Genomic DNA, 20,751 nt, shown 5'->3' on the forward strand with positions numbered 1-20,751 from the left:
CGATCGTAGCGACAGGGTTGTCGCGTCGTGGTTGGCGGTCGGGTCGGACATTGCGATGTTCCTGTCGATTACCAGCACAGGCAGGCGCGGGCGTAGAGGTAGCGCCCATTGAAGCCGAACGACGAGTAGAAGGGGAAGCCGACCAAGCCGGTGCCGTTGTTCGCGGCGATGGTCGCGTCGGGATAGACGTCGAGCAGATTGTTGACGCCTACCCCCAACTAGCCACACTTGCGAGGCGAGTAGCGGAGTTCCAGGTCGCTGATGACATGGCGCCCGGTGTGGATATCGGCGGGCGGCGTCGTGCCTGGCTGGGTGACATCGCCGTAGGGTCAGGACCCATTACTGGCAATGGTCGTGACGGAGCCGATTTGGCCGCACGGGTAGGAGCAAGGAGGGCGCGACCCGAAGCGAGGTGGCTCGTTCTTGCCTGATCGACAATGCGCAATCGGCAGTCGATTATCTCAGGCTCCGGCTATCGAGCCGGAGCCGAGAGGAAATCTGGGCTCTATTTCTGGATGCACGGGGGAGACTTTTGCGAGATGAGAGACTCAGTGCTGGCACCATCAACCAGGCGCCACTCTATGTCCGTGAGATCATCGGGCGCGCGATTGAGCTTGGAGCATCTAGGATAGTTCTCGCGCACAACCATCCATCTGGCGATCTGACGCCCAGTCCAGCCGATATCGAAGTGACACTGTTACTGGCCAATGTCGGCCGTCTGCTGGGTATTCGTCTGCTCGACCATCTGATCGTGTCGAGCGCGGGGGTATCGAGTCTCCGCCAGCTTGGACACTTATAAGTCCATCAGCCAAAGGGATCGCGGTTCCTGGATATGCCTATGCCCGTCACACGGCGCCACGCTTCAACTCCGCACTCGCACCCACCACCACCCAGTCCTGCTCGTCCCAGCGCGCGGCGACCCCGGCGCCGAGCGTCAGGGTCCCAACCGTGGCGGCAGGCGACTGCCGCGCCTTGAGCAGCGCGTCGATCACCCCGGGGCTGAGGAACGCGAGCCGCAGCACCCGGGTCATGTAGGAGGGCTTGACCCCCTCGCGTGTTGCGAGCGTCGATATGTCGAGCTCGCCCTTGCGCAGCTCTGTCCACCAGCGGTGCGCCCTGGCAACCAGCCGGACCAGCGCGGTATCGACCGCTGGCACCAGCGGGGCGCCGACGGGATCGACCAGCTTGACCACCCGCCCGCTACGGCTGATCCGGGTCGGGGCGGTCAGCGTGAGTGCCTGACCTGCTCGGGGGCGGTTGCTCCGAGCAGCCGGGCGATCCCGGCGGTGTGGCAGAGGACCTCCACCGTCTGCGGCAGTATCCGTACCTTCGCGATCAGTGCGTCGAGGAACGCCCGGTTGCGCGCGAGCGCGCGCGTGCGCATGCCGCCCCGGTCGAGGCTGAGCCCGGCCAGCGGCAGCGACGCCGCGACCGCCAGCGCCAGCGGATCGGCCAGCGCCTCGTCGATCCGCGCGATCACCAGTGCCTCGAGCTCGCGCGCCGGGATCCGGAGGTTGGGGCCGGTGTCCCTGCCACCGACATAGTAACGGTAGCGCACCCCTCGGCGGCTGGCATGGTCAGCAACCAGCAGACGCCCCGCGCCATCCTCGACCTTGCCGGCGAGCAGGCTCGCGTCGCGCGCATAGGCGCCGCTGCGGTGCCCCTGCAGGTTCTCGGCGAGCGTCGCCTGGACCCGCTCCCAGCTGTCGGGATCGATGATCGGCAGGTGCAGGCCCTGATAGCGTTCGCCCTTGTGCTCGATCATGCCGATGTAGATCGGGTTGGACAGCAGCTTGTAGATCTGCCCCCGCGACCAAGCCACCCCGCCATAGGCCCGCCCCTTGCCGTTGACCCGGGCCGGGGTCGCGATCCCCTCGTGGACGAGCTGTTCGGCTACCCCGCGGACGTTGCCGAGCCGCAGGTAGCGCTGGAAGATATCGCGGACCTGCTCGGCCTCATGGTCGACGATCTTCAGGCTGCGCCGGTCGGGCGCATAGCCGACCGGCGGGTTGCCGCCCATCCACATGCCCCTCGCCTTCGATGCCGCGATCTTGTCGATGCGGCCCGCGTCGACCTCGGCGAGCAGCCGCTGGAGCGCGGGGCGCTCGAGCGTGTCGCCCGACAGGCCGCCATCGTCGTAGATATCGGGAACCGCGCTCCACCCCTCGCTCGCCTGGCTGAGGATATTGGCAGCACAGGCCTCGCGCTGTGCGTCCAGGCTGTTGAGCCCCTGCTCGAGCCCCTCCTCGCTCGACTTCCTCGTATAGATCGCGCAGCGCACCGCGTTCATGCCGCGGCGCGCTTCTGCTTGAGCCCGAAGAACGCCGGGCCCGACCAGCGCGTGCCGGTGATCGCGCGGGCGACCTCGCTCAGCGAGCCATAGCTCCGCTCATCCCAGCGGATCAGCGCGTCCTCGCCGATGGCGACCATATGCGCCTTGCCCCGCCACTCGCGCACCAGCCGTGTGCCGGGCTGGACGGCGGCGCTACGGACCTTGCCCGCGTCGAGCTCGGCCAGCGCCTGCCTGCCGGTACGCGACAGGCCACCCAGCGCCCGGGCCTGGATCTCCCAGGCGAGCGCCAGCCGCAGCAGGCTCGGGCTGATCCGGGGATGCGGCTCGCCGGTCAGCCGGGTCCACAGCGCGCGCAGCTCGCCCGGCGGCAGCCCGGCCAGACGGCCGAGCTGCGCGTCCAGGTTGGCGGTCATGCCGCGGCCAGGCTGTAGCAGGTCTGCTCGCCGCGCTTGCCGCGCACCACGTCATGGCCCTGCTTGCGCAGCCCGGTGAGCGCCGCCCGGGTGGTGTGCGGCAGCCAGCCGGTCGCGGCGATCAGCTCGGCGATGGTCGCCCCGCCCTCGCGCGACAGCAGCACGATAACCGCATCGCGCTTGCTGATACGAGGGCCGGTCGCCTCGGTGCTGGCCGGCGTATCGGTCGGTGTGATCTCCTCCCCCACCCCGATCGCCGCCAGGCCGGCTGCGGTGACGAACGTGCCGATCGCGTCATCCCCCTCCCGGCGACAGGCCAGGGTCACATCCCGGGTCGCTCGCTCCTCGGCGAACCCTGCCTTGATCAGCCCCGCCAGCGCTTTGGTTACGCGCGGGCCGGTGCTCATCGTGCGGGGCAGCGGGTATATGCTCCCATCCTCGCGCTGTGACGCGCTCGACAGCAGGATGGTCTGGGTATCGTTGAGCTTGGGCATCGGTGGTATCCTCACAGGGACACGGCACCGCGCCGCTCCCACCACCCGCAGCCCCGACGATCCGCGATCGTCCGGGGCCCCGCGCTCGTCGCCGGCTATCCGCCGGCAACTCTGCTGCTGGGCATGCTGTCGCTCCGGGTGGGGAGGAAGTCGAATGGAATGTGACGTCAGCTGTGCTAGCGTGGGTCTTCTTGGAAGACGGCAACGGAAACGGGGCTCTGACCGTTCCCTCCGACCGTCGAACTGCTCGAGTTAGAAATCAAATTTATCCGAGCGGCAGGTGGACACGTCGGAAAAAGCGAACAGCCGCATCTACGTCTTCGGGAAGGCGATGGATTTGAAGCGGGACGACGAACATATCGTGGCGTGGGTCGCCCGAAACATACTGCCGTATGAGGCGCATGTCCGCGCGCGCCTCCGGCGTGTGGGCGCCCCCGAAGACGAGATCAGCGACATCATCCAGGACACCTATGTAGGACTGTCGAGACTGGACAGCGTGCAACACATCCGTAACGGACAAGCCTATTTCATGTCTGCGGCGCGCATGGCGCTGCTCCAGCGCGTCCGGCAACGCAAGATCGTGCGTATCGACGCGATGAGCGACATCGAGGCGGCGACGATTGCGGACGATGGACCAGGTCCGGACCAGATGATGGAAGGCAAGCAGGAGCTCGCCCGAGTCCTCGGGATTATCGCCGGACTGCCGGAGAGGTGCCGTCAGATCTTCGAGATGCGGCGTGTCCAGGGCGTCCGCCAGAAGGAGGTGGCGACCAGACTCGCGATCCCGGAACATATCGTCGAGGCGCAGGTGGCGCGTGGACTGCGCCTAATCCTGAAGGCGCTCGCCCAAGACCGCGGTAACCCGATCGCGAAAGAGGAGCAGCGGCGTGCCCGGCATTGACGACACCGAACGCGACCCCGCCTATTGGGCCGCGCGGCTCGACCGCGGTGGATTGGGCCACGTGGAGCAGATCGAGTTAGAACAATGGCTCGCGGCCGATGAGCGGAACCAGGGCGATCTGCTGCGAGCGCGCGCCGCGCTGGTCTATGTGGCACATGATTTCGCCGCAGCCGATGCGGCTAGACCGTCGCAATACCGCTCATCGGGGTTCGCGCTTCCGTGGCTTGTCGCCGCCGTCGCGTCCCTGCTGCTGTTCGCCGTGATCGGCCTGCCGATGATGGCTCGCCCGGACGCCGAGATCCAAACTGCAGTGGGGGAATTACGCAAAGTTCCGCTGGCTGACGGATCGGTTGTGACGATCAACACCGCGAGCGCACTGCAAGTGCGCCTGTCGCCAGACCGGCGCGCGCTTCGCCTGGAGCGCGGCGAGGCCTTGTTTGAAGTCGCGAGCGATACGGCGCGGCCTTTCGTGGTGGAGGTGGGCACCGTCAGCGTCCGCGCGGTCGGCACCACCTTCTCGGTGCGCCGCCGGGATACCGGCGTGGAGATCCATGTCGTGGAGGGTGTCGTGGAGACGTGGATCGAGGGTGCCGAATCGCCGAGGAAGCGAGTTCATGCCGGCGAGCGAGGGTTCGTGTCGCTGCGCGCCGCCGACATCGCGGTTTCGGCGGACCAGGGCGCTAGTCTGGCCTGGCGTGACGGTTTGCTTGAATTCAACGACACGCCGCTCGCCACCGCGGTCAGCGAGATCAATCGGTACAACACCCGCAAAATCGTGCTCGACGACCCGGCGCTCGGCCAGCAGACACTGGTTGGAAGCTTTCGGGCGAATGATCCGGAAGGCTTCGCGAACGCGGCGCGCGAACTGTTCGACGCGCGCATCTTCCGCGACGATAAGACAATCCGGATCAGCCCCTCGACCCGATAGCCGATACGATAAAGTGCGACGCTGCCGTCGGAAAATCGGCGGCCGTGCATCTGACCTGGGGAACGGCGACGAAATCGCCGCCACACGGGGGGAGGGAAATCCATCATGCGTTCGAGCGGCAACCTTGGTTTCGGGCGGGGGCTTCTGCTGACTTCGACGGCGGTCGTCGCCTGTGTCGCGAGTAGTTCGGCCTACGCCCAGACGCGGGCGTTCGACCTGCCGGCCCAACCCGCGGCTGCTGCACTGCGGGCCTTCTCGAAACAGGCCGGCGTGGCGGTTCTCGCCCGGGGCGACATCTTGCGCGGCAAACGCACCAACGCCGTGCAGGGAAGCTATTCAGCGCAGGATGCGCTGCACATACTGCTGAAGGGCACCGGACTGGTCGCCTCGTCCAGCGGCAACATCCTCATCGTGCGCGCTGCAGCTGCGCCTGCGCCGGCGGCGATACGCACCTCGACCGGGGCGAGCCAGCCGCTCGCCGGAAATGGCGACGTCACGCAGCAGGCCCAGGCCCGGGCGGTTGCCGGTCAGGATGACGAGGAGGCATCCGCTACCGAGATTACCGTCACCGCCTCACGCGCCGCTAGAAGCGGTTTCGACGCACCGACACCCACGACGGTCGTCGGGAGCGAGGCCATCGATCGCCGGCAGAGCGGCAACATCGCCGACATCCTTAACGAGATCCCGGCACTGGTCGCGACTACTACACCGTCATCCAATGGGATTCGGCCCGCCAGCCCCGGGGGATCGAGCGCGGACCTGCGCGGGCTGGGTGCGCGCCGCACGCTCGTACTGGTCAATGGCATGCGCCTTGTTCCGCAGGCTCCGGCACTGATCGCCAGTTCGACCTTCGCGCCGGACCTCAATCAGGTACCGACGCTGATGATCGACCGCGTCGAAGTAGTGACAGGCGGCGCGTCGGCGCAATGGGGGTCGGACGCGGTCAGCGGGGTCGTCAACATCCTGCTCAAGAAAGGGTTCAAGGGGCTGGAAGCGCGACTGCAGAGCGGGATCAGCCAGGTCGGCGACGCCGGCAACGTGCGGCTGGCGATGCTGGGTGGCGCCGACTTCGCGGGCGGTCGCGGCCATGTCACCGCGGGATTTGATTATACACGGACCAGTGAGGCGGGCGACATCTACTCCCGCGACTGGGGCCGCCAGGAATATGGGCGCGTCGCCAACAGCGCCTTCGCCACCAACGGCCAGCCCGCGACAATCATCGCGCCAAACGTACATGACGTCTCGTCGCCCGGGGGCAAGATCACCGGACCGGCCAACTTCTCGCTGCGCGACATGCAGTTTCTGCCGGGTGGAATTCTCGCGCCCTTCACCGCGGGAAGTCTGGCGAGCAATGTGCAGATGATCGGCGGAGAAGGCGTCTCGCTGGCCCGCGGCCTCGCACTCGCGCCGGGTTCGGAACGGTTTGCGCCCTATGCGCGGGGCGAATGGGCGATCGGCGACGAAACCACCCTGTTCGTCGAGGGCGCCTATACCGTGACCCAAGGTGTGACCACGCTTCTTCCCTCGCGGGACACCGCGATCCGCATCGCGCGCGATAACGCCTTTCTTCCGGCGTCGGTGGTGACGGCGATGGGCACCCTCACTAGCTTCACGATGAGCCGGACAAACTCCGATTTCGGCAACGTCCAAGTCCGCGTGCGGAACGAAACGCCGCGCGCCGTGCTGGGCGTCGAAGGCAGTTTGCCGGGCGGCTGGAAGTGGGACGCGCATCTGGGGTGGAGCGAGAACCGCTATCGCAGCGAAGTCTCGAACAACCGGGTCAACCAGAACCTGATCTTCGCGACCGATGCGGTGATGAGCAACGGGCAGATCGTTTGTCGCGCGACGCTGGCCGGCGCCTCGTTCAATGCGGCCGCTGCGGGCTGCGTGCCGATCAACCTGTTCGGCGACGGCTCACCCTCGCCCCAGGCGCTGGCCTATGTGACTGCGACGTCGCGGCAGAGCGCCGACTATGCGCAGCATCTGGCGGCCCTGAACGTAATGGGCGAACCCTTCTCGACCTGGGCGGGGCCGGTGTCGGTCGCCCTCGGCGCGGAGTATCGGCGCGAAGCGATCGACGTGAACGCCGATGCGATCTCCAACAGCGGCGGCTATGGCAGCGCGAACGCGGCTACTTATGCCGGCAGGTTCAACGTCCGCGAAGCCTATGTCGAGGCAATTGCACCGGTTGCGCGCGACATTCCCGGCGCCCGTTCGCTCGACCTGAACGGCGCGATACGCGTGGCCGACTATAGTTCGTCGGGCGTCCAGACGACCTGGAAGCTGGGCGCCGTTTGGGCCCCGGTCGACGGCATCCGGTTGCGGATCGCCCGCTCGCGCGACATTCGCGCACCGCAGATCCACGAGCTCAGCAATCCCGGCAACGTTACGTTTCAGTCGGTCACGATCAACGGCGTGAGCGCGTCGTCCATCCCGCAGAATTCGACCCGCGGCGATCCCAACCTCGATGCCGAAAAGGCCGATACCCTGACGGTGGGCGGCGTGATCGAACCGGCGTTCCTGCGCGGTTTCTCGCTGTCCGCCGACTATTTCCGCATCAAGCTGAAGGATGCGATCACCAACATCACTGGGCCGGCGGCGGCGACCCGGTGCAACGCCGGCGGCACCTATTTCTGTTCGCTGTTCACCTACGCCGGGACCGTGCCGGTCGCCTATAACTCGACCTATCTGAACGCCGCGAGCCTGACGGTCGAGGGGATCGACTTTTCCGCCCGGCACCGGCTGCGCCTGGCCGAGGGCCAGATCGACGTATCGCTGAACGGCACCTACACCTTCCACTATCTCGACGATCCGGGGTTCGGGGCGCCCGTCCTGGAACTGGCGGGCGACGATTCGCGGCCGAAGTTCCGCGCGACGCTGGTCGCGAGCTACTCGAACCCCAAGGGCTATGTCTCCGCGCAGTTCCGCTACGTCGCGAAGACGACGATCGAGAACCTCGCGGTCCCCGGCACCGCGACCTCGATCAACCTCAACGAGGTGCCGGCCTATCTGCTCGTAAACCTCAACGCCGGGTACAATATCGACCGGTCCTTCAGGGTGTTCGCTGGCATCGAGAACCTGCTCGACAAGGATCCTCCGCCCAACCCGAACGTGTCCCAGTTCACGACGACGCCGGGCATCTATCACGACACCATCGGGCGCTATTTCCGGGTTGGGGTGAGCCTCCGGATCTGAACGCGCCAGCCGCGCTGCAACCCGACAATCTGAACAGGAGTGAACGTTGAAAACAGTGTTTCATGCAATGACCGGCTGCGCGATGCTGGCGCTCTGTCCTCTCTCGGCGGTCGCGCAGGCACCGGCCGAACGCCCACCGGCGCCGGGCACGCCCGCGACCATCCCGGTCCTGTCCAAGGAGATCATGCCCGGCTTGTTCCTATTCACCGGGCGCGGCGGCAATGCGGTGGTTCGCGCCACGCCCGACGGGCTGATTGCCGTCGACAACAAGGTGATGCGGGAAAGCGTGTTCAACGAACTACGCGACGCGATCGCGAAGCGTGCCGGGGACCAGCCAATCAAGGTCGCCTTCATCACCCATCACCATGCCGACCACGGCGGAAGCAACGCCCGGATCCGGGCGGACGGAGCCGAACTGATCGGACACAGCAACCTGCCAGCCATCCTGACGACCTACACCTCCACGATTGCGCCGCGAAACCCTGCGCCGCCGTCAATCACCTTCGAACGCGAGCACCGGGTGACGCTCGGCGGAGTTGAGGCGATCGCCTATCACTGGGGCCCCGGGCACACCGGGGCCGACATCGCTGTCTATTTCCCGGACCAGCGGGTGGTCGTGGCTGGAGACATGCTCCACATGGCCGGCGACCCGGCAATCGATATCCTGGATGGGGGCGGCAGCCTGATCGGTTTCCGCGACCGGATCGACGACCTGCTCAAGCTCGACTTCGTCTTGGCGATTCCAGGCCACGGCGAGAACGCCGTCACCCGCGACGAGGTGAAGCTCTATCGCCAACGGATCCAGCAACTGATCGATCGCGGGATCGCGGCGGTGCGCCGCGGCGTGAAGCCCGACGACCTGCGCGACGCGATGCGGAGCGACGATCTGGGGTTCCGGCTCGTCGGGCACTTCTGGACCGACCCGCGGTACATCGCGCCGATCCACGCCGAACTGCTCAACGCGGCCGGTCAGCCCTGATCGGAGTTCGGTGTCGAGGGATAGTGCACAGGGCCGGAGGAGCGCTTTCCACAACGTTTGGATCAGGAGATCTAGTTTTGGGCCGAGGGCAGGGAGCGCGCGCTCGACCCGCCGTAGGAAACTGCAAGAGCCTATCTCTCGTTGCTGGCCGTATCGAACTCAAACCGCACGGTGACATTTGGAGCCATCCCGGCGGCCGCGTCGCCGATACCCACGGCGAAGGCGTCTCGATCGACGATAGCGCTTCCGCTGACATGGGTGACGGCAGCGCCGCGCCGCAAGGCGAAGTCGATCCGTTGCGCGGTCCGCCGTCCCTTCAGTCGCAATATTCCATCCGAGCGACAGCGGCCGCTTCCTAGCGACCTGGCTCCCTTTGCGGAGAACACCGCCTCCGAATGCGCGGACGCCGCTAGAAAGTCCTCGCCCAGCAACATGCTGTCGGGCGCTGTCAGGCCAACCTGGCAGCCGAACCGAGCAGCTGGTAGCGAGCGGATGAGCCGCAAGTCCCGCGCCCTTCCGCCCAGCCCGTTTCGAAGGTTCAACTCGTCACCCGAGGTGATCCGGCTGGTAGTGATGATGTACGTTCGGTTTCCGCTGTCTCTGAGGAACGTCGAAGGCCTACTGGCTGAGCGCGGGATCGACATCTGCCACGAGACGGTGCGATTCTGGTGGAACAGGTTAGGGCCGATGTTCGCCGGCGACATCCGGCTTCAGCGGGTTAGCCGGATGCGCGGGTTCCGGCACTGGCGATCGCATCTCGACGAGATGTACGTGAAGCTCAATGGCGAGATGGTCTACCTATGGCGAGCGGTCGATCACGAAAGTGAGGCGCTCGAGAGCTTCGTCACGAGGTCGCGGGACAAGGCCGCGGCGCTCACCTTCATGAGGAGGGCGCTCAAGCGCCACGGGTCACCCGAGACGATCACCACCGACGGTCTGCGCTCATACGGCGCTGCGATGGACGAACTCGGCAACCGCGCCAGGCAGGAGGTCGGCCGCTGGGCCAACAACCGGGTCGAAAACTCCCACCTGCCCTTCCGACGACGCGAGCGGGCGATGCTGAGGTTCAGGCGAATGACGTCATTACAGAAGTTCGCCTGGGTCCACGCCAACGCGCACAACCACTTCAATCTGGAACGCCACCTCCTCGATCGACAAACCTACAAGGACCGCCGCTCCGCCGCTCCGCCGCACTGGCCGAGTGGTCGCTGATCGCGAGCTAGTCCCCTCCCCTCAAAGATGCACCCGCATCATCGGGAGAGCGGTTCGCATTAGACTGACAGCACCTCGCGATCCCCTGACCAAGGTGGAGCTGGCTCGCCTGATCCTGCCGTCGCTAGAGGAGAACAGGCAGTCTTGGGCACAATTTGGGCCGACGTCCGATCTCGCCCGCACTCAGCCCCATAATGAAGCGGCACACGCGGTCTGGATCTCCGAGCGCTTGTCCGTCATCGTTCCAAATAACCGGAAAATCGCGGCGTTCGTCAATGAGTACAAAGCGCTTTTTGATGTTGGCGAGCAAGTCACTGTTGCTTCTTTCCTCATCCATGTTCGCAGCTACGAACAATGGGTGGATGATGTGATTCCTTACGTGGCAGTGAAGCGCTTCCCGGCGGAATTTGATGAAATGATCAGGAAGGTTGTCGATGGCGGGGCATGGCGCGAGTTTCCCGTGGCCGAGCTATTATGGCCACTTCGACTATTTTGAACGAGTAATGCAGCAGCACCGAAGGGTTGCGTCCCTCATGGCGGAAGGAAACGGCGTTTACCGCCTGATCCGCGCCAACGGTGACACGCTGCGTACCTTCATCTGCGAATGTTACGCTTTTGGCGTTGCAGAATATATGGAGACCGTCGCGCAGCTTGGCCACCTCAACGCTGTGATTATCAATTCCGCTTGGTGCGGCTACTCGCCTGATGCCAGGCGGCATTGTCGCGACGACAATGTCGGGCTGTTCCGGATCGGCGAGTTCATGGGCGCACTGCACAGTGACGAATATTGGGCCTATCTTACTGACCAAGAAGCTAAATATTTTGGGGAGCGGGGCTGGCTGTGACGCTCGGTGTCGAGGTCTATGGTTTTGGGTCAGCCTTCGCTCATGGCGCTGATCCTAACGACATCGATCTGCTGATCGTCCATCCAGACACCGATCCGGCCTCATGCAAGCTTGCCATCGCGTGCAAGCGAGGACTTGTAGAACATCTGTCACGGGCGCATGTGACGATGCTCTCGGCGTCCGAAGCAGCCCACTTCCAGTTCATCCGAACGGCACGGGCATTCTGCCTTCAAGCGGTTCGGAACAGACAAATGGAACAAGATCTTGCGGCTATTCTGCTCGAAATTCATAGGCGCCAGCCAAAGAGTTTTGCCGTAACTGGGCCGTGATAATGCTCGGTCATCGTAGCGCCATAGCGTAGACATAGTGCTCATCTTCATCGGGCGTGGCCCGCCAATGCTGACCGGAATCAATATTTTGATGCCGCTGGCGCGGTTCCGGCCGACATCCCGGCCATCTTTGTACCCAAAGGGTCGAGGCGGGTTTGAACTCGAACTTTGCCCGGATGTTTTTCGCGCCCCCGCAACGATTGCCGACCGTAGCCTGGGGGGCGTGACGTGGCCGACTAGAATGACACGCGAACGACATAGAACGCCGAAGCGTGATTCGTCGGATAAGCCGAATGCCAGGGCCGTGCCTCGTTGATCAGAGCCGGAAGATGACGGTAGCGGCGAGGGCAATCGCCGAGAAGAAGGCCGTTGGGCAGCGGTCGTATCGTGAGGCGCCGCCGAGCCAGTTCTTGAGGCGCCCGATATCATCCTTTTTCCCGCAGCCTGTAACCCGTGCGAGGCGCCTTCAGGCTGGTCGCATCGATCGTCGCCGCCTTGCGGAGGCGCGCGGGCGGCAGCCCGCACTTCCCTCAACCGGGTGAAGACGCCCATCCGCCCCCAGCGTTTCCGTTGGTTGTACGGCGTCTTGTACGGACAATATCCTTCAGGGCATCCCGTCAGCGCAGCCCGTTTCGATTGACCAGGATGATCCCGCTCGACGCGCGACGACCGTTCACCCGCGCCCTGCCGGTGCTCTTGGGGAATGCGGTTCGAGCCGCGCCATCGTCCCGTGCGTCAGCCGGCAAAGGTCGCTCGAATCCAGTCTCTTTGCGGAGACTGAACCCGATCCCGTCACCCTCCGTCGCGGGCGCCGGCTGTTGCGCCTCAGGCTGCCTGCTTCGCCCGGCTCGCGCGCTTGCGCTCATGCGGGTCCAGGTAGCGCTTGCGCAGGCGAATGGTCTTCGGCGTCACTTCCACCATCTCGTCGTCGTCGATGTAGGCGATCGCCTGCTCCAAGGTCATCTTCTTGGGCGGGGTCAGGCGGATCGCGTCGTCCTTGCCCGACGACCGGACGTTGCTCAGCTGCTTCGCCTTCATCGGATTGACCTCCAGGTCATCCGTCTTGGCGTTTTCGCCGATCACCATGCCTTCGTACAGCGCCTCGCCGTGGCCGACGAACAGGATGCCGCGCTCTTCCAGGGTGTTGAGCGAATAGGCATTGGCCTCGCCCGAGCCGTTGGAGATTAGGACGCCGTTCTTGCGGCCCTCGATCACGCCCTTGTACGGCCCGTATTTCTCGAACAGCCGGTTCATGATGCCGGTGCCGCGCGTGTCGGACAGGAATTCGCCGTGGTAGCCGATCAGGCCGCGGCTGGGCGCGCTGAAGGTGATGCGCGTCTTGCCGCCGCCCGACGGGCGCATGTCGGTCATCTCCGCCTTGCGGAGGTTCATCTTCTCGACGACGGTGCCGCTGTGTTCGTCGTCCACGTCGATCACGACGGTTTCATACGGCTCGGTGCGCTGGCCGTCTTCTTCACGGTACAGCACGCGCGGGCGGCTGATGCCCAGTTCGAAGCCTTCGCGGCGCATCGTCTCGATCAGCACGCCCAACTGAAGCTCGCCGCGACCGGCCACTTCGAAGCTGTCCTTGTCGGCAGCCTCGGTCACCTTGATCGCGACGTTCGATTCCGCCTCGCGGAACAGGCGGTCGCGGATCATGCGGCTCGTCACCTTGCTGCCCTCGCGGCCCGCCATCGGCGAATCGTTGACCGCGAAGCGCATCGACAGCGTCGGCGGGTCGATCGGCTGCGCCTGGATCGCGTCGCTCACGCTGGTGTCGGCGATGGTGTTGGAGACCGTAGCGACGGTCAAGCCGGCGAGGCTGATGATGTCGCCCGCGCTCGCTTCATCGACCGGCACGCGCTCCAGCCCGCGGAACGACATGATCTTCGACGCGCGACCGGTTTCGATCACGTTGCCGCCCATGTCGAGCGCGTGGATCGGCTGGTTGACCTTCACCGTCCCGCTGGTGACGCGGCCGGTCAGGATGCGGCCGAGGAAGTTGTCGCGATCGAGCAGCGTGACCAGGAAGGTGAACGGCGCGTCCTTGTCCAGCGCCGGCGGCGGCACATGATCGACGATCTTCTGGAACAGCGGCGTCAGCGTGCCCTCGCGCAGGCTGGGGTCGTCGTTGGCATAGCCGTTGCGGCCCGATGCGTAGAGCACGGGGAAGTCGAGCTGTTCGTCGGTCGCTTCCAGCGACACGAACAGGTCGAACACTTCGTCCAGCACTTCCTGGATGCGTTCGTCGGGACGATCGACCTTGTTGACGACGACGATCGGGCGCAGGCCCAGCTTCAGCGCCTTGCCCGTCACGAACTTGGTCTGCGGCATCGCGCCTTCGGAACTGTCGACCAGCAGGATCACGCCGTCGACCATCGACAGGATGCGTTCCACCTCGCCGCCGAAATCGGCGTGGCCGGGGGTGTCGACGATGTTGATCCTCGTGCCTTCCCATTCGACCGAAGTGGGCTTGGCCAGGATGGTGATCCCGCGTTCCTTTTCCAGATCGTTCGAATCCATCGCACGTTCTTCGACGCGCTGATTGTCTCGGAAGGTGCCGGATTGACGGAAAAGCTGATCGACGAGAGTTGTCTTGCCATGATCGACGTGCGCGATGATGGCGATATTGCGCAGATTCATCTGGGAAATCCCTGGGGATATGCCGCGGCCGTCGCGGTATTGGGCGCGCCCATAGCGGAATTGCTGCACTGCGGCTAGGGTTTCGTGGAAGGAGTCCGCAATGTTCCCGATCCGTCTGCACGTCATCGTCGGCAGTATCCGTGAAGGCCGCCTGTCCGGGCCCATCGCCGACTGGGTAATCGGCGTGCTGGGCGGCCGCGATGATTTCGCCGCCGAACTCGTCGATCTGAAAGACGTCGCCCTGCCGATGCTGTCGGTGTCGAAGCCGCCGGCGGCGGGCTATGTCGCCGATTATCAGCGCGACTGGGCGGCCAGGGTGGGCCAGGCCGATGCCTATCTGATCGTCACGCCCGAATATAATCACGGCGTCAGCCCGGTGCTGAAGAATGCGCTCGACCATGTCTATGGCGAATGGGCACGCAAGCCGGTCGCGTTCGTCGCGCATGGCGGGATGGGTGGCGCGCGCGCTGTCGAGCAGTTGCAGCAGGTCGCGGTCGCGCTGGCGATGGCGCCGATGCCCAACGCGCTGCATCTGCAGGGCGCGGGAAAGAAGCGCGAGGGCGACCGTTTCCTGGGCGACGAGGCCGATGCGCGGCGACTGAACGGCGTTCTGGACGATCTCGCCTGGTGGGCGACCGCGTTGCGGGCAGCACGCGCTTAGGGCTGGCGGCGCTTGTGTATTATAACTATATGACAGTTGCAGGCGGCGGCGAGGCTCGCCAGAAATGGGATACCCCGATGCCGCGCTGCTGGAGATGACGATGGCGACGACGACCGAGACCAAGACCGCCGAGGCGCTGACGCTGACCCCGCCCGATCCGGTGCCGGTGGTGCAGGCGGAAAAGGCCGCCGGCCTGGTGCCGGTGGACGAGGGCACCCGGTCGAAGCTGGAGCAGCGGGTCGAGGCCTTCGTCACCGATCTGGTCGCGCAGGACGTCAATTCACCCGAATTCGGCAAGCGTGTCGATGCGATCACCGCGATGGGCGCGAAGGAAATCCGCGAGGCCGCCGGCCAGTCGAACCGCTTCCTCGATCGCCCGGTGAAGGCGATGGACAAGGAAAGCGGCGTCGGCGCCGATCTCGCCCAGCTACGCCGCGTGATCGAGGATCTCGATCCCGGCAAGCAGGGCAATCTGATGACGTCGAAGAAGCTGTTCGGGATCATCCCGTTCGGCAACAAGATGCGCGACTATTTCGACGGCTACAAATCGTCGCAGACGCATATCTCGACGATCCTGAAATCGCTCGCCTCGGGCAAGGACGAGCTGTTGATGGACAATGCCGCGATCGACGTGGAGCGGCAGAATCTGTGGAACTCGATGGGCCGGCTGGAACAGATGGTCCATCTGTCCAAGGCGATGGACGGCGCGCTGGAGGACAAGGCCAACGAGCTCGACCACACCGATCCCGCGAAGGCCAAGGCGCTGCGCGAGACCGCGCTGTTCTATACGCGCCAGCGCACGCAGGACCTGCTGACCCAGATGGCGGTGACGGTGCAGGGCTATCTGGCGCTCGATCTGGTCAAGAAGAACAATGTCGAGCTGGTCAAGGGCGTCGACCGCGCCAGCACCACCACCGTCGGCGCGCTGCGCACCGCGGTGACCGTCGCGCAGGCGCTGACCAACCAGAAGCTGGTGCTCGAACAGATCACCGCGCTGAACACCACCACCGCGAACATCATCGATTCGACCGGCAAGCTGCTCAAGTCGCAGACCGCGCAGATCCATGAACAGGCCGCCGCCTCGACGATTCCCATCGAGACGCTGCAGCGCGCGTTCCAGAACATCTACGACACGATGGACGCGATCGACACGTTCAAGCTGAAGGCGCTCGACAGCATGAAGACGACGGTGACGACGCTGTCGAGCGAGGTCGAAAAATCGAAGGGCTATATCGCGCGGGCGGAAGGCCAGGCGCAGGCCGCCCTCGCCGGCCCGGCCCAGGTCGATCAGTTCAAGCTCGAGTCGCTCTGACCCCATGACCGAGGTCGACGATCAGATCGCCCGCGCCGCCGAAGTGATCGACCGCACCCGCGCGAACAGCCGCGGCGGGTCCACCCGCTCGCGCCGGGCGCGCGAGGGGGAGGTCGTCCGCCGGCTCGGCCGTATCGCGGTCGCCGACCTTGCGATCATCGTCGCGGCGGTCGCCGTCGGCTTCTTCATACCGCTCGGCATGTTCGGCGCGCTCGCGGTGATGCTGTTGCTGATCGTCACCACCGTCATGCTGGCGATGGCGCCGACCACGCCGGAGGTGCGGGCGGAAACGCTCCCCAACGCGCCGCTCCGCGCGTTGCCGCTCCAGACCGAGGCATGGCTGGACCGCCAGCGCCCCGCACTCCCCGCGCCCGCGCAGACGCTGGTCGACGCGATCGGCGTCCGGCTCGATACGCTCGCGCCGCAACTGACCGCGATCGACGATGCCGCGCCGGTCGCGAATGAGATCCGCAAGCTCATCGGCGAGCAGTTGCCCGAACTGGTCAAGGGATGGCAGCGCGTGCCCCAGCCGCTGCGCGGCGTGCCGCGCAACGGCCGTACCCCCGACGAGCAACTCGCCGACGGCCTCAAGTTGATCGAGGGCGAGATTGGCGGCCTGTCCGCCCAGCTGGCGCAAGGCGATCTCGATACGCTCGCGACCCGCGAACGCTACCTCCAGATCCGCTACCGCGAGGATGGCGCGGAAGGTTAGCGTGCCGGTGCCAGCCGCGTCAGCGATATCGCGGCGTAGTGGCCGATAACGATGCCGTCCTCGCCGCCGCGCGCCTGTGGATGGGCGCGCCGCTGGCGCTCGCCACGGTGGTATCGACCTGGGGCTCGGCACCGCGGCCGCGCGGGAGCCACATGCTGGTCCACGCCGACGGACGGTTCGAAGGATCGGTGTCGGGCGGCTGCGTCGAGGCCGACATCCTGGCGACCGCGGCCCAGGTGATCGCGGGCGCGACGGCGGTGATCAGGCGATACGGCGTGGCGGACGCGGCGGCGTGGGAGGTCGGGCTGCCGTGCGGCGGCGAGATCGCCGTGCTGGTCCAGCCGGTGTCGGTGGCGGGCTTCGATCCCGACCTGTTCGATCGTATCGACCGGGCGCGCGGCGAGGGGCGGGCGCTGACCGTCGCCACTGACCTGGCGACTGGCCGCAGCGCCCTTCACCAGACGGACGGCGGCGAGGCGTTCCTCAACAGCTACGATCCGCCGCGAACCCTGCTGATCGTCGGGGCGGTCCAGATCGCACAGGCGCTCGCCCGGCTGGCAACGACGCTTGGCGTTCGCACCGTGGTGATCGATCCGCGCACACGCTTCCTGACAGGGGAACGCTTTCCCGACGTCACGCTCGACGATCGCTGGCCCGATGACGCGATTGCCGCCCGCGCGCCCGGCCCGGCGACGGCGGTGGTGACGCTCAGCCACGATACCAAGATCGACGATCCCGCGCTGATCGCCGCGCTGGCGACGGACGCCGCCTATGTCGGCGCGCTCGGCAGCCGGCGCAGCCACGTCGCGCGGCGCGGGCGGCTGGCGGCGGCGGGTCTGTCGGCTGAACAGATCGATCGCATCGACGGTCCGGTCGGGCTGGATATCGGCGCGCTCGGCCCGGCGGAGATCGCGCTGTCGATCGCCGCCGCCATGATAGGGGCATTCAATGATCGCGGCTGAGGATGTCGCCCTGATCCTGCTCGCGGCGGGGCGCTCGTCGCGCTTCCCTGACGGCAACAAGCTCGAGGCGGAATTCCTCGGCAAGCCGGTCGGCCTGCATGTCGTGACCGCGCTCAAGGACGTGCCGTTCCGGACTCGCTTCGTCGTCGCCGACGGGTGCGCGCTTGATTTCGCCGGCTACCGCGTGATCCACAACGACGCGCCGGATCAGGGCATGGCGCGATCGGTGCGGCTGGGCGTCGAATATGCGCGGGGTGCGGGCGCGAAGGCGGTGCTAATCGCGCTCGCCGACATGCCGCGCGTCACCGCCGCGCACATCTATCGTCTGCTCGACGCGGCGGACGCCGATGACGCGGTGGTCGCATCCAGCGACGGCGTCCGGCCCGGCCCGCCGGCGCTATTCGGGGCGGGGCGGTTCGATTTCCTGCTGAGCCTGGAGGGCGACGCGGGCGCGCGCGATCTCGTCCGCGCGGGAAAGCATGTCGTCACCGCGCCGGCCGAACTGATCGACATCGACACGCCGGAGGACCTCGCCGAACTCCGCCGCCTTGTCCACGCGCCGGAGGCGATTACCCGGCCGGAGGCGCGGCGCTAGGGTCAGGACCGATTATTCGTGGTGGTCGTGACGGAGCGGATTTCGGTTCAGGGCTAGAAGCGAGGAGCGGAGCGATGCTTGTGCATCGTGACCGACGAGCGACGACGCCCTGGGCCGAAATCCGTCCGCCGCTTGTGCGGTTGCCCGGACGCGCCCGCCGGCTGCGTCGCGAGTCTTGCAGGTAGCGCCGCTACCTGCTGCGCCCCGCTCCTTGCCGGACGAACACGTTCGGGCAATCACGACCGCCACGAATAATCGGTCCTGACCCTAGCCTCTCGCCCGATCTTGGCGGGCAATCATTCGTGCCGCAGCGCGTCGATCGGGTTCAGGCTCGCCGCGCGCCGGGCCGGGAAATAGCCGAACACCACCCCGATCACTGCCGATATCGCGAACGCGATCAGGTTGATCTGCAGGTCGAACGTCCACGGCACCTTCATCAGCGGCGTGATGCCGGCGATCGCGATCTGCGCGATGCCCAGCCCGATCAGCCCGCCGAGCATCGAGAGCACCACCGCCTCCACCAGGAACTGCAACAGCACCTCGCCTGCCACCGCGCCGATCGCCAGGCGGATGCCGATCTCTCGCGTGCGCTCGGTCACGCTCACCAGCATGATGTTCATGATGCCGATGCCGCCGACGATCAGGCTGATCGCGGCCACCGCCGCGACGATGTTGGTCAGCATCGTCGTCGTGCCGGTCAGCGTGTCGCTGATCTGCTTGGTGTCGAAGATGTTGAAATCGTCCTGCTTGGGCGGCGTGATGTTGCGGCGTTCGCGCAGCAGGTTCTCGATGCCGGCCTGCACCGTGCTGGTCGAGAAGGCGGCATCGACACCGACCAGCATCAGGCGGATGTCGCGGTTGCCGGTGAAGCGGCGCTGCACTGCCTTCAGCGGCATGATGACGACGTCGTCCTGATCGCCGCCGAAGCCCTGCTGGCCGCGCGTCGTCAGCACGCCGATCACGTCGCAGCTGATCCCGTTGATCCGCATCCGCGTGCCCACCGCGCGACCACCGCGATACAGGTTGGTCAGCACGGTGTTGCCGATGATGCACACCGCCTTGCCTGCTTCCTCCTCGGTCGGCGAGAAGGTGCGGCCCTGCTGGAGCGGCCAGGGCTGGACCTGGAAATAGGCCTCGGTCGTGCCGTTGACCGTCGTCGACCAGTTGGAGCCTTCGTAGATCGCGGTCCCGGTCGCCTGCGCCTGCGGGGCGACGGCGGTGACGCCGGTCACCTGCTGCTGGATCGCCTCGACGTCCTCGGGCTTGAAATCGGGCGGACGCGGGCCGCCGCCGCCGCGCCCGAAGCCCTGGCCTGGACGAACCTGAAGGATGTTGGTGCCGAGCGCGGAGATCTGCTGCTGCACGGCGCTGGTCGTCGCCTTGCCCAGCGTGACCATCGTCACCACCGCGCCGACGCCGATCACGATGCCCAGGATCGTCAGGAACGACCGCAGCAGGTGCCGGCGGATCGAGCGAATCGCGAGGATGAAGGTGGTGCCGAGCATCAGACGGCTGCTCCCGTATCGCGCCGCGGCAAGGCCGCGTCGTCGGACGGCGCATTCGCGCCGCCGGCCGGTCTCGCGCGACCCGCTTCGCGGTCAACGCGCTCGACCAGCCCATCCTTGAAGTGGACGATCGTCCGCGCGAAAGCCGCCATGTCGGGTTCGTGCGTCACCATCAGCACGGTGATGCCGTTGTTGACGTTGAGGTCGGTCAGCAGTTCCATGATCTCGACCGAGCGTTCGCTGTCGAGATTGCCGGTCGGTTCGTCGGCGAGGAGCACGTCGGGCTGGGTGACGATCGCGCGGGCGATGGCGACGCGCTGCTGCTGGCCGCCGGACAGTTCGGCCGGCGTGTGATCCCACCAGTCCTTCAGACCCACCTTGTCGAGCGCGGCCATGCCCATGTCGTGGCGCGTTTTCTTGTCCTCGCCGCGATAGAGCAGGGGCAGCTCCACATTCTCCAGCGCGGAGGTGCGCGACAGCAGGTTGAACCCCTGGAACACGAAGCCGAGGTACTTGCGGCGAAGGAGAGCGCGCTGGTCGCGGTTCAGCCGTTCGATATGGTGGCCCCGAAAGGTGAAGCTGCCCGCGCTCGGCACGTCGAGACAGCCGAGGATGTTCATCGTCGTCGACTTGCCCGATCCCGACGCGCCCATGATCGCGACGAAATCGCCGGCCGCGATGTCCAGATCGACGCCCTTCAACGCCTGGAACGCCGTCGCACCGGTGCCATAGGTCTTGGTGACGCCGCGCAGCGAGATTATCGAACCTTCGG

At 66.0% G+C, this 20,751-nt stretch carries 24 protein-coding genes and 1 pseudogene; 15 read left to right on the forward strand and 10 right to left on the reverse strand.

The features are described 5' to 3' along the window. Positions 1–68 precede the first annotated feature (68 nt). Entirely contained in the window at positions 69–218 is a 150-nt protein-coding gene (locus VYI76_RS14735) for a hypothetical protein (protein WP_326525542.1), read from the reverse strand. 194 nt (positions 219–412) lie between these two features. Here VYI76_RS14735 and VYI76_RS16840 point away from each other — a divergent pair, with 194 nt between their 5' ends. Then, positions 413–799, forward strand: a complete 387-nt coding sequence (locus tag VYI76_RS16840; RefSeq protein WP_443018971.1) for a JAB domain-containing protein — start codon at positions 413–415, stop codon at positions 797–799. Positions 800–845: 46 nt separating this feature from the next. On the opposite strand, the gene VYI76_RS14740 is transcribed toward VYI76_RS16840, so the two are convergent. Genes VYI76_RS14740 through VYI76_RS14755 form a run of 4 tightly spaced genes read right to left on the reverse strand, consistent with a single transcriptional unit; the run spans position 846 to position 3,200 of the window. Beyond that, the gene (locus VYI76_RS14740) at positions 846–1,193 is read right to left on the reverse strand and encodes a hypothetical protein (protein ID WP_326525543.1); all 348 of its coding nucleotides are present in this window, start codon (positions 1,191–1,193) and stop codon (positions 846–848) included. A gap of 32 nt (positions 1,194–1,225) precedes the next feature. Next, entirely contained in the window at positions 1,226–2,290 is a 1,065-nt protein-coding gene (locus tag VYI76_RS14745; protein WP_326525544.1) for a recombinase family protein, read from the reverse strand. Next, a complete protein-coding gene (locus VYI76_RS14750; protein WP_326525545.1) occupies positions 2,287–2,706 on the reverse strand; it encodes a DUF2924 domain-containing protein in 420 nt (139 codons plus the stop codon). Before VYI76_RS14750 ends, VYI76_RS14745 begins: the two co-directional genes overlap by 4 nt. Further along, positions 2,703–3,200, reverse strand: a complete 498-nt coding sequence (locus VYI76_RS14755) for a DUF3489 domain-containing protein (RefSeq protein ID WP_326525546.1) — start codon at positions 3,198–3,200, stop codon at positions 2,703–2,705. Before VYI76_RS14755 ends, VYI76_RS14750 begins: the two co-directional genes overlap by 4 nt. 280 nt (positions 3,201–3,480) lie before the next feature. On the opposite strand from VYI76_RS14755, the gene VYI76_RS14760 reads away from it, so the two are divergent. The 4 genes from VYI76_RS14760 (at position 3,481) to VYI76_RS14775 (ending at position 9,203) form a co-directional block, all read left to right on the forward strand. Next, entirely contained in the window at positions 3,481–4,101 is a 621-nt protein-coding gene (locus VYI76_RS14760; protein WP_326525547.1) for an RNA polymerase sigma factor, read from the forward strand. Further along, entirely contained in the window at positions 4,088–5,029 is a 942-nt protein-coding gene (locus VYI76_RS14765) for a FecR family protein (RefSeq protein WP_326525548.1), read from the forward strand. The genes VYI76_RS14760 and VYI76_RS14765 overlap by 14 nt, the downstream gene beginning before the upstream one ends. A 105-nt stretch (positions 5,030–5,134) precedes the next feature. Continuing rightward, positions 5,135–8,224, forward strand: coding sequence for a TonB-dependent receptor (locus VYI76_RS14770; protein ID WP_326525549.1), 3,090 nt, complete (start codon positions 5,135–5,137; stop codon positions 8,222–8,224). Positions 8,225–8,279: 55 nt separating this feature from the next. After that, complete coding sequence (locus tag VYI76_RS14775; protein WP_326525742.1) at positions 8,280–9,203, forward strand: MBL fold metallo-hydrolase; 924 nt, start codon at positions 8,280–8,282, stop codon at positions 9,201–9,203. A 131-nt stretch (positions 9,204–9,334) separates the two neighbouring features. Here VYI76_RS14775 and VYI76_RS16845 read toward each other — a convergent pair whose 3' ends face one another. Then, positions 9,335–9,637, reverse strand: coding sequence for a YceI family protein (locus tag VYI76_RS16845; protein WP_443018972.1), 303 nt, complete (start codon positions 9,635–9,637; stop codon positions 9,335–9,337). 58 nt (positions 9,638–9,695) lie between these two features. Here VYI76_RS16845 and VYI76_RS14780 point away from each other — a divergent pair, with 58 nt between their 5' ends. The 4 genes from VYI76_RS14780 to VYI76_RS14795 all read left to right on the forward strand — a co-directional run bounded on the left by VYI76_RS14780 (position 9,696) and on the right by VYI76_RS14795 (position 11,589). Further along, complete coding sequence (locus VYI76_RS14780; protein WP_326525743.1) at positions 9,696–10,415, forward strand: IS6 family transposase; 720 nt, start codon at positions 9,696–9,698, stop codon at positions 10,413–10,415. A gap of 94 nt (positions 10,416–10,509) precedes the next feature. Further along, complete coding sequence (locus VYI76_RS14785) at positions 10,510–10,911, forward strand: hypothetical protein (RefSeq protein WP_326525550.1); 402 nt, start codon at positions 10,510–10,512, stop codon at positions 10,909–10,911. Between the two features lie 37 nt (positions 10,912–10,948). Continuing rightward, the gene (locus VYI76_RS14790) at positions 10,949–11,260 is read left to right on the forward strand and encodes a hypothetical protein (RefSeq protein ID WP_326525551.1); all 312 of its coding nucleotides are present in this window, start codon (positions 10,949–10,951) and stop codon (positions 11,258–11,260) included. Next, complete coding sequence (locus VYI76_RS14795) at positions 11,257–11,589, forward strand: hypothetical protein (RefSeq protein WP_326525552.1); 333 nt, start codon at positions 11,257–11,259, stop codon at positions 11,587–11,589. Before VYI76_RS14790 ends, VYI76_RS14795 begins: the two co-directional genes overlap by 4 nt. Before the next feature lie 316 nt (positions 11,590–11,905). Here the strand turns inward: VYI76_RS14795 and VYI76_RS16850 are convergent. Beyond that, positions 11,906–12,010 (reverse strand): annotated as a pseudogene (locus VYI76_RS16850) (IS5 family transposase); the annotation flags it as partial. A 404-nt stretch (positions 12,011–12,414) separates the two neighbouring features. Continuing rightward, positions 12,415–14,226, reverse strand: a complete 1,812-nt coding sequence (typA, locus tag VYI76_RS14805) for a translational GTPase TypA (protein WP_326525744.1) — start codon at positions 14,224–14,226, stop codon at positions 12,415–12,417. Between typA and VYI76_RS14810 the strand changes: the two genes are divergently transcribed. The 6 genes from VYI76_RS14810 (at position 14,155) to VYI76_RS14835 (ending at position 18,474) form a co-directional block, all read left to right on the forward strand. Next, the gene (locus VYI76_RS14810) at positions 14,155–14,310 is read left to right on the forward strand and encodes a hypothetical protein (RefSeq protein WP_326525751.1); all 156 of its coding nucleotides are present in this window, start codon (positions 14,155–14,157) and stop codon (positions 14,308–14,310) included. The genes typA and VYI76_RS14810 overlap by 72 nt on opposite strands. Before the next feature lie 22 nt (positions 14,311–14,332). Next, entirely contained in the window at positions 14,333–14,893 is a 561-nt protein-coding gene (locus tag VYI76_RS14815) for an NADPH-dependent FMN reductase (protein WP_326525553.1), read from the forward strand. Positions 14,894–14,993: 100 nt separating this feature from the next. Continuing rightward, a complete protein-coding gene (locus tag VYI76_RS14820) occupies positions 14,994–16,205 on the forward strand; it encodes a toxic anion resistance protein (RefSeq protein ID WP_326525745.1) in 1,212 nt (403 codons plus the stop codon). A gap of 4 nt (positions 16,206–16,209) precedes the next feature. Then, positions 16,210–16,917: a hypothetical protein gene (locus VYI76_RS14825; RefSeq protein ID WP_326525554.1), complete on the forward strand. Its 708-nt coding sequence runs from the start codon at positions 16,210–16,212 to the stop codon at positions 16,915–16,917. A 38-nt stretch (positions 16,918–16,955) separates the two neighbouring features. Next, a complete protein-coding gene (locus VYI76_RS14830; RefSeq protein ID WP_326525555.1) occupies positions 16,956–17,879 on the forward strand; it encodes an XdhC family protein in 924 nt (307 codons plus the stop codon). Next, complete coding sequence (locus tag VYI76_RS14835; RefSeq protein WP_326525556.1) at positions 17,866–18,474, forward strand: nucleotidyltransferase family protein; 609 nt, start codon at positions 17,866–17,868, stop codon at positions 18,472–18,474. The genes VYI76_RS14830 and VYI76_RS14835 overlap by 14 nt, the downstream gene beginning before the upstream one ends. A 296-nt stretch (positions 18,475–18,770) precedes the next feature. Here VYI76_RS14835 and VYI76_RS14840 read toward each other — a convergent pair whose 3' ends face one another. Together VYI76_RS14840 and VYI76_RS14845 are read right to left on the reverse strand one after the other, a co-directional pair. After that, entirely contained in the window at positions 18,771–19,979 is a 1,209-nt protein-coding gene (locus VYI76_RS14840) for an ABC transporter permease (protein WP_326525557.1), read from the reverse strand. After that, positions 19,979–20,740, reverse strand: coding sequence for an ABC transporter ATP-binding protein (locus VYI76_RS14845; protein WP_326525746.1), 762 nt, complete (start codon positions 20,738–20,740; stop codon positions 19,979–19,981). Before VYI76_RS14845 ends, VYI76_RS14840 begins: the two co-directional genes overlap by 1 nt. Positions 20,741–20,751 lie beyond the last annotated feature (11 nt).

Source organism: Sphingomonas sp. (genome assembly GCF_035910975.1).
Lineage (GTDB): Bacteria > Pseudomonadota > Alphaproteobacteria > Sphingomonadales > Sphingomonadaceae > Sphingomonas.

Coding starts and splice junctions, on each gene's coding strand:
- VYI76_RS14745 (WP_326525544.1), bottom strand. CDS start 2,290: ATGAACGCGGTGCGCTGCGCGATCTATACGAGGAAGTCGAGCGAGGAG.
- VYI76_RS14750 (WP_326525545.1), bottom strand. CDS start 2,706: ATGACCGCCAACCTGGACGCGCAGCTCGGCCGTCTGGCCGGGCTGCCG.
- VYI76_RS14755 (WP_326525546.1), bottom strand. CDS start 3,200: ATGCCCAAGCTCAACGATACCCAGACCATCCTGCTGTCGAGCGCGTCA.
- VYI76_RS14770 (WP_326525549.1), top strand. CDS start 5,135: ATGCGTTCGAGCGGCAACCTTGGTTTCGGGCGGGGGCTTCTGCTGACT.
- VYI76_RS16845 (WP_443018972.1), bottom strand. CDS start 9,637: ATGTTGCTGGGCGAGGACTTTCTAGCGGCGTCCGCGCATTCGGAGGCG.
- VYI76_RS14780 (WP_326525743.1), top strand. CDS start 9,696: ATGAGCCGCAAGTCCCGCGCCCTTCCGCCCAGCCCGTTTCGAAGGTTC.
- VYI76_RS14790 (WP_326525551.1), top strand. CDS start 10,949: ATGGCGGAAGGAAACGGCGTTTACCGCCTGATCCGCGCCAACGGTGAC.
- VYI76_RS14815 (WP_326525553.1), top strand. CDS start 14,333: ATGTTCCCGATCCGTCTGCACGTCATCGTCGGCAGTATCCGTGAAGGC.
- VYI76_RS14820 (WP_326525745.1), top strand. CDS start 14,994: ATGGCGACGACGACCGAGACCAAGACCGCCGAGGCGCTGACGCTGACC.
- VYI76_RS14825 (WP_326525554.1), top strand. CDS start 16,210: ATGACCGAGGTCGACGATCAGATCGCCCGCGCCGCCGAAGTGATCGAC.
- VYI76_RS14835 (WP_326525556.1), top strand. CDS start 17,866: ATGATCGCGGCTGAGGATGTCGCCCTGATCCTGCTCGCGGCGGGGCGC.
- VYI76_RS14840 (WP_326525557.1), bottom strand. CDS start 19,979: ATGCTCGGCACCACCTTCATCCTCGCGATTCGCTCGATCCGCCGGCAC.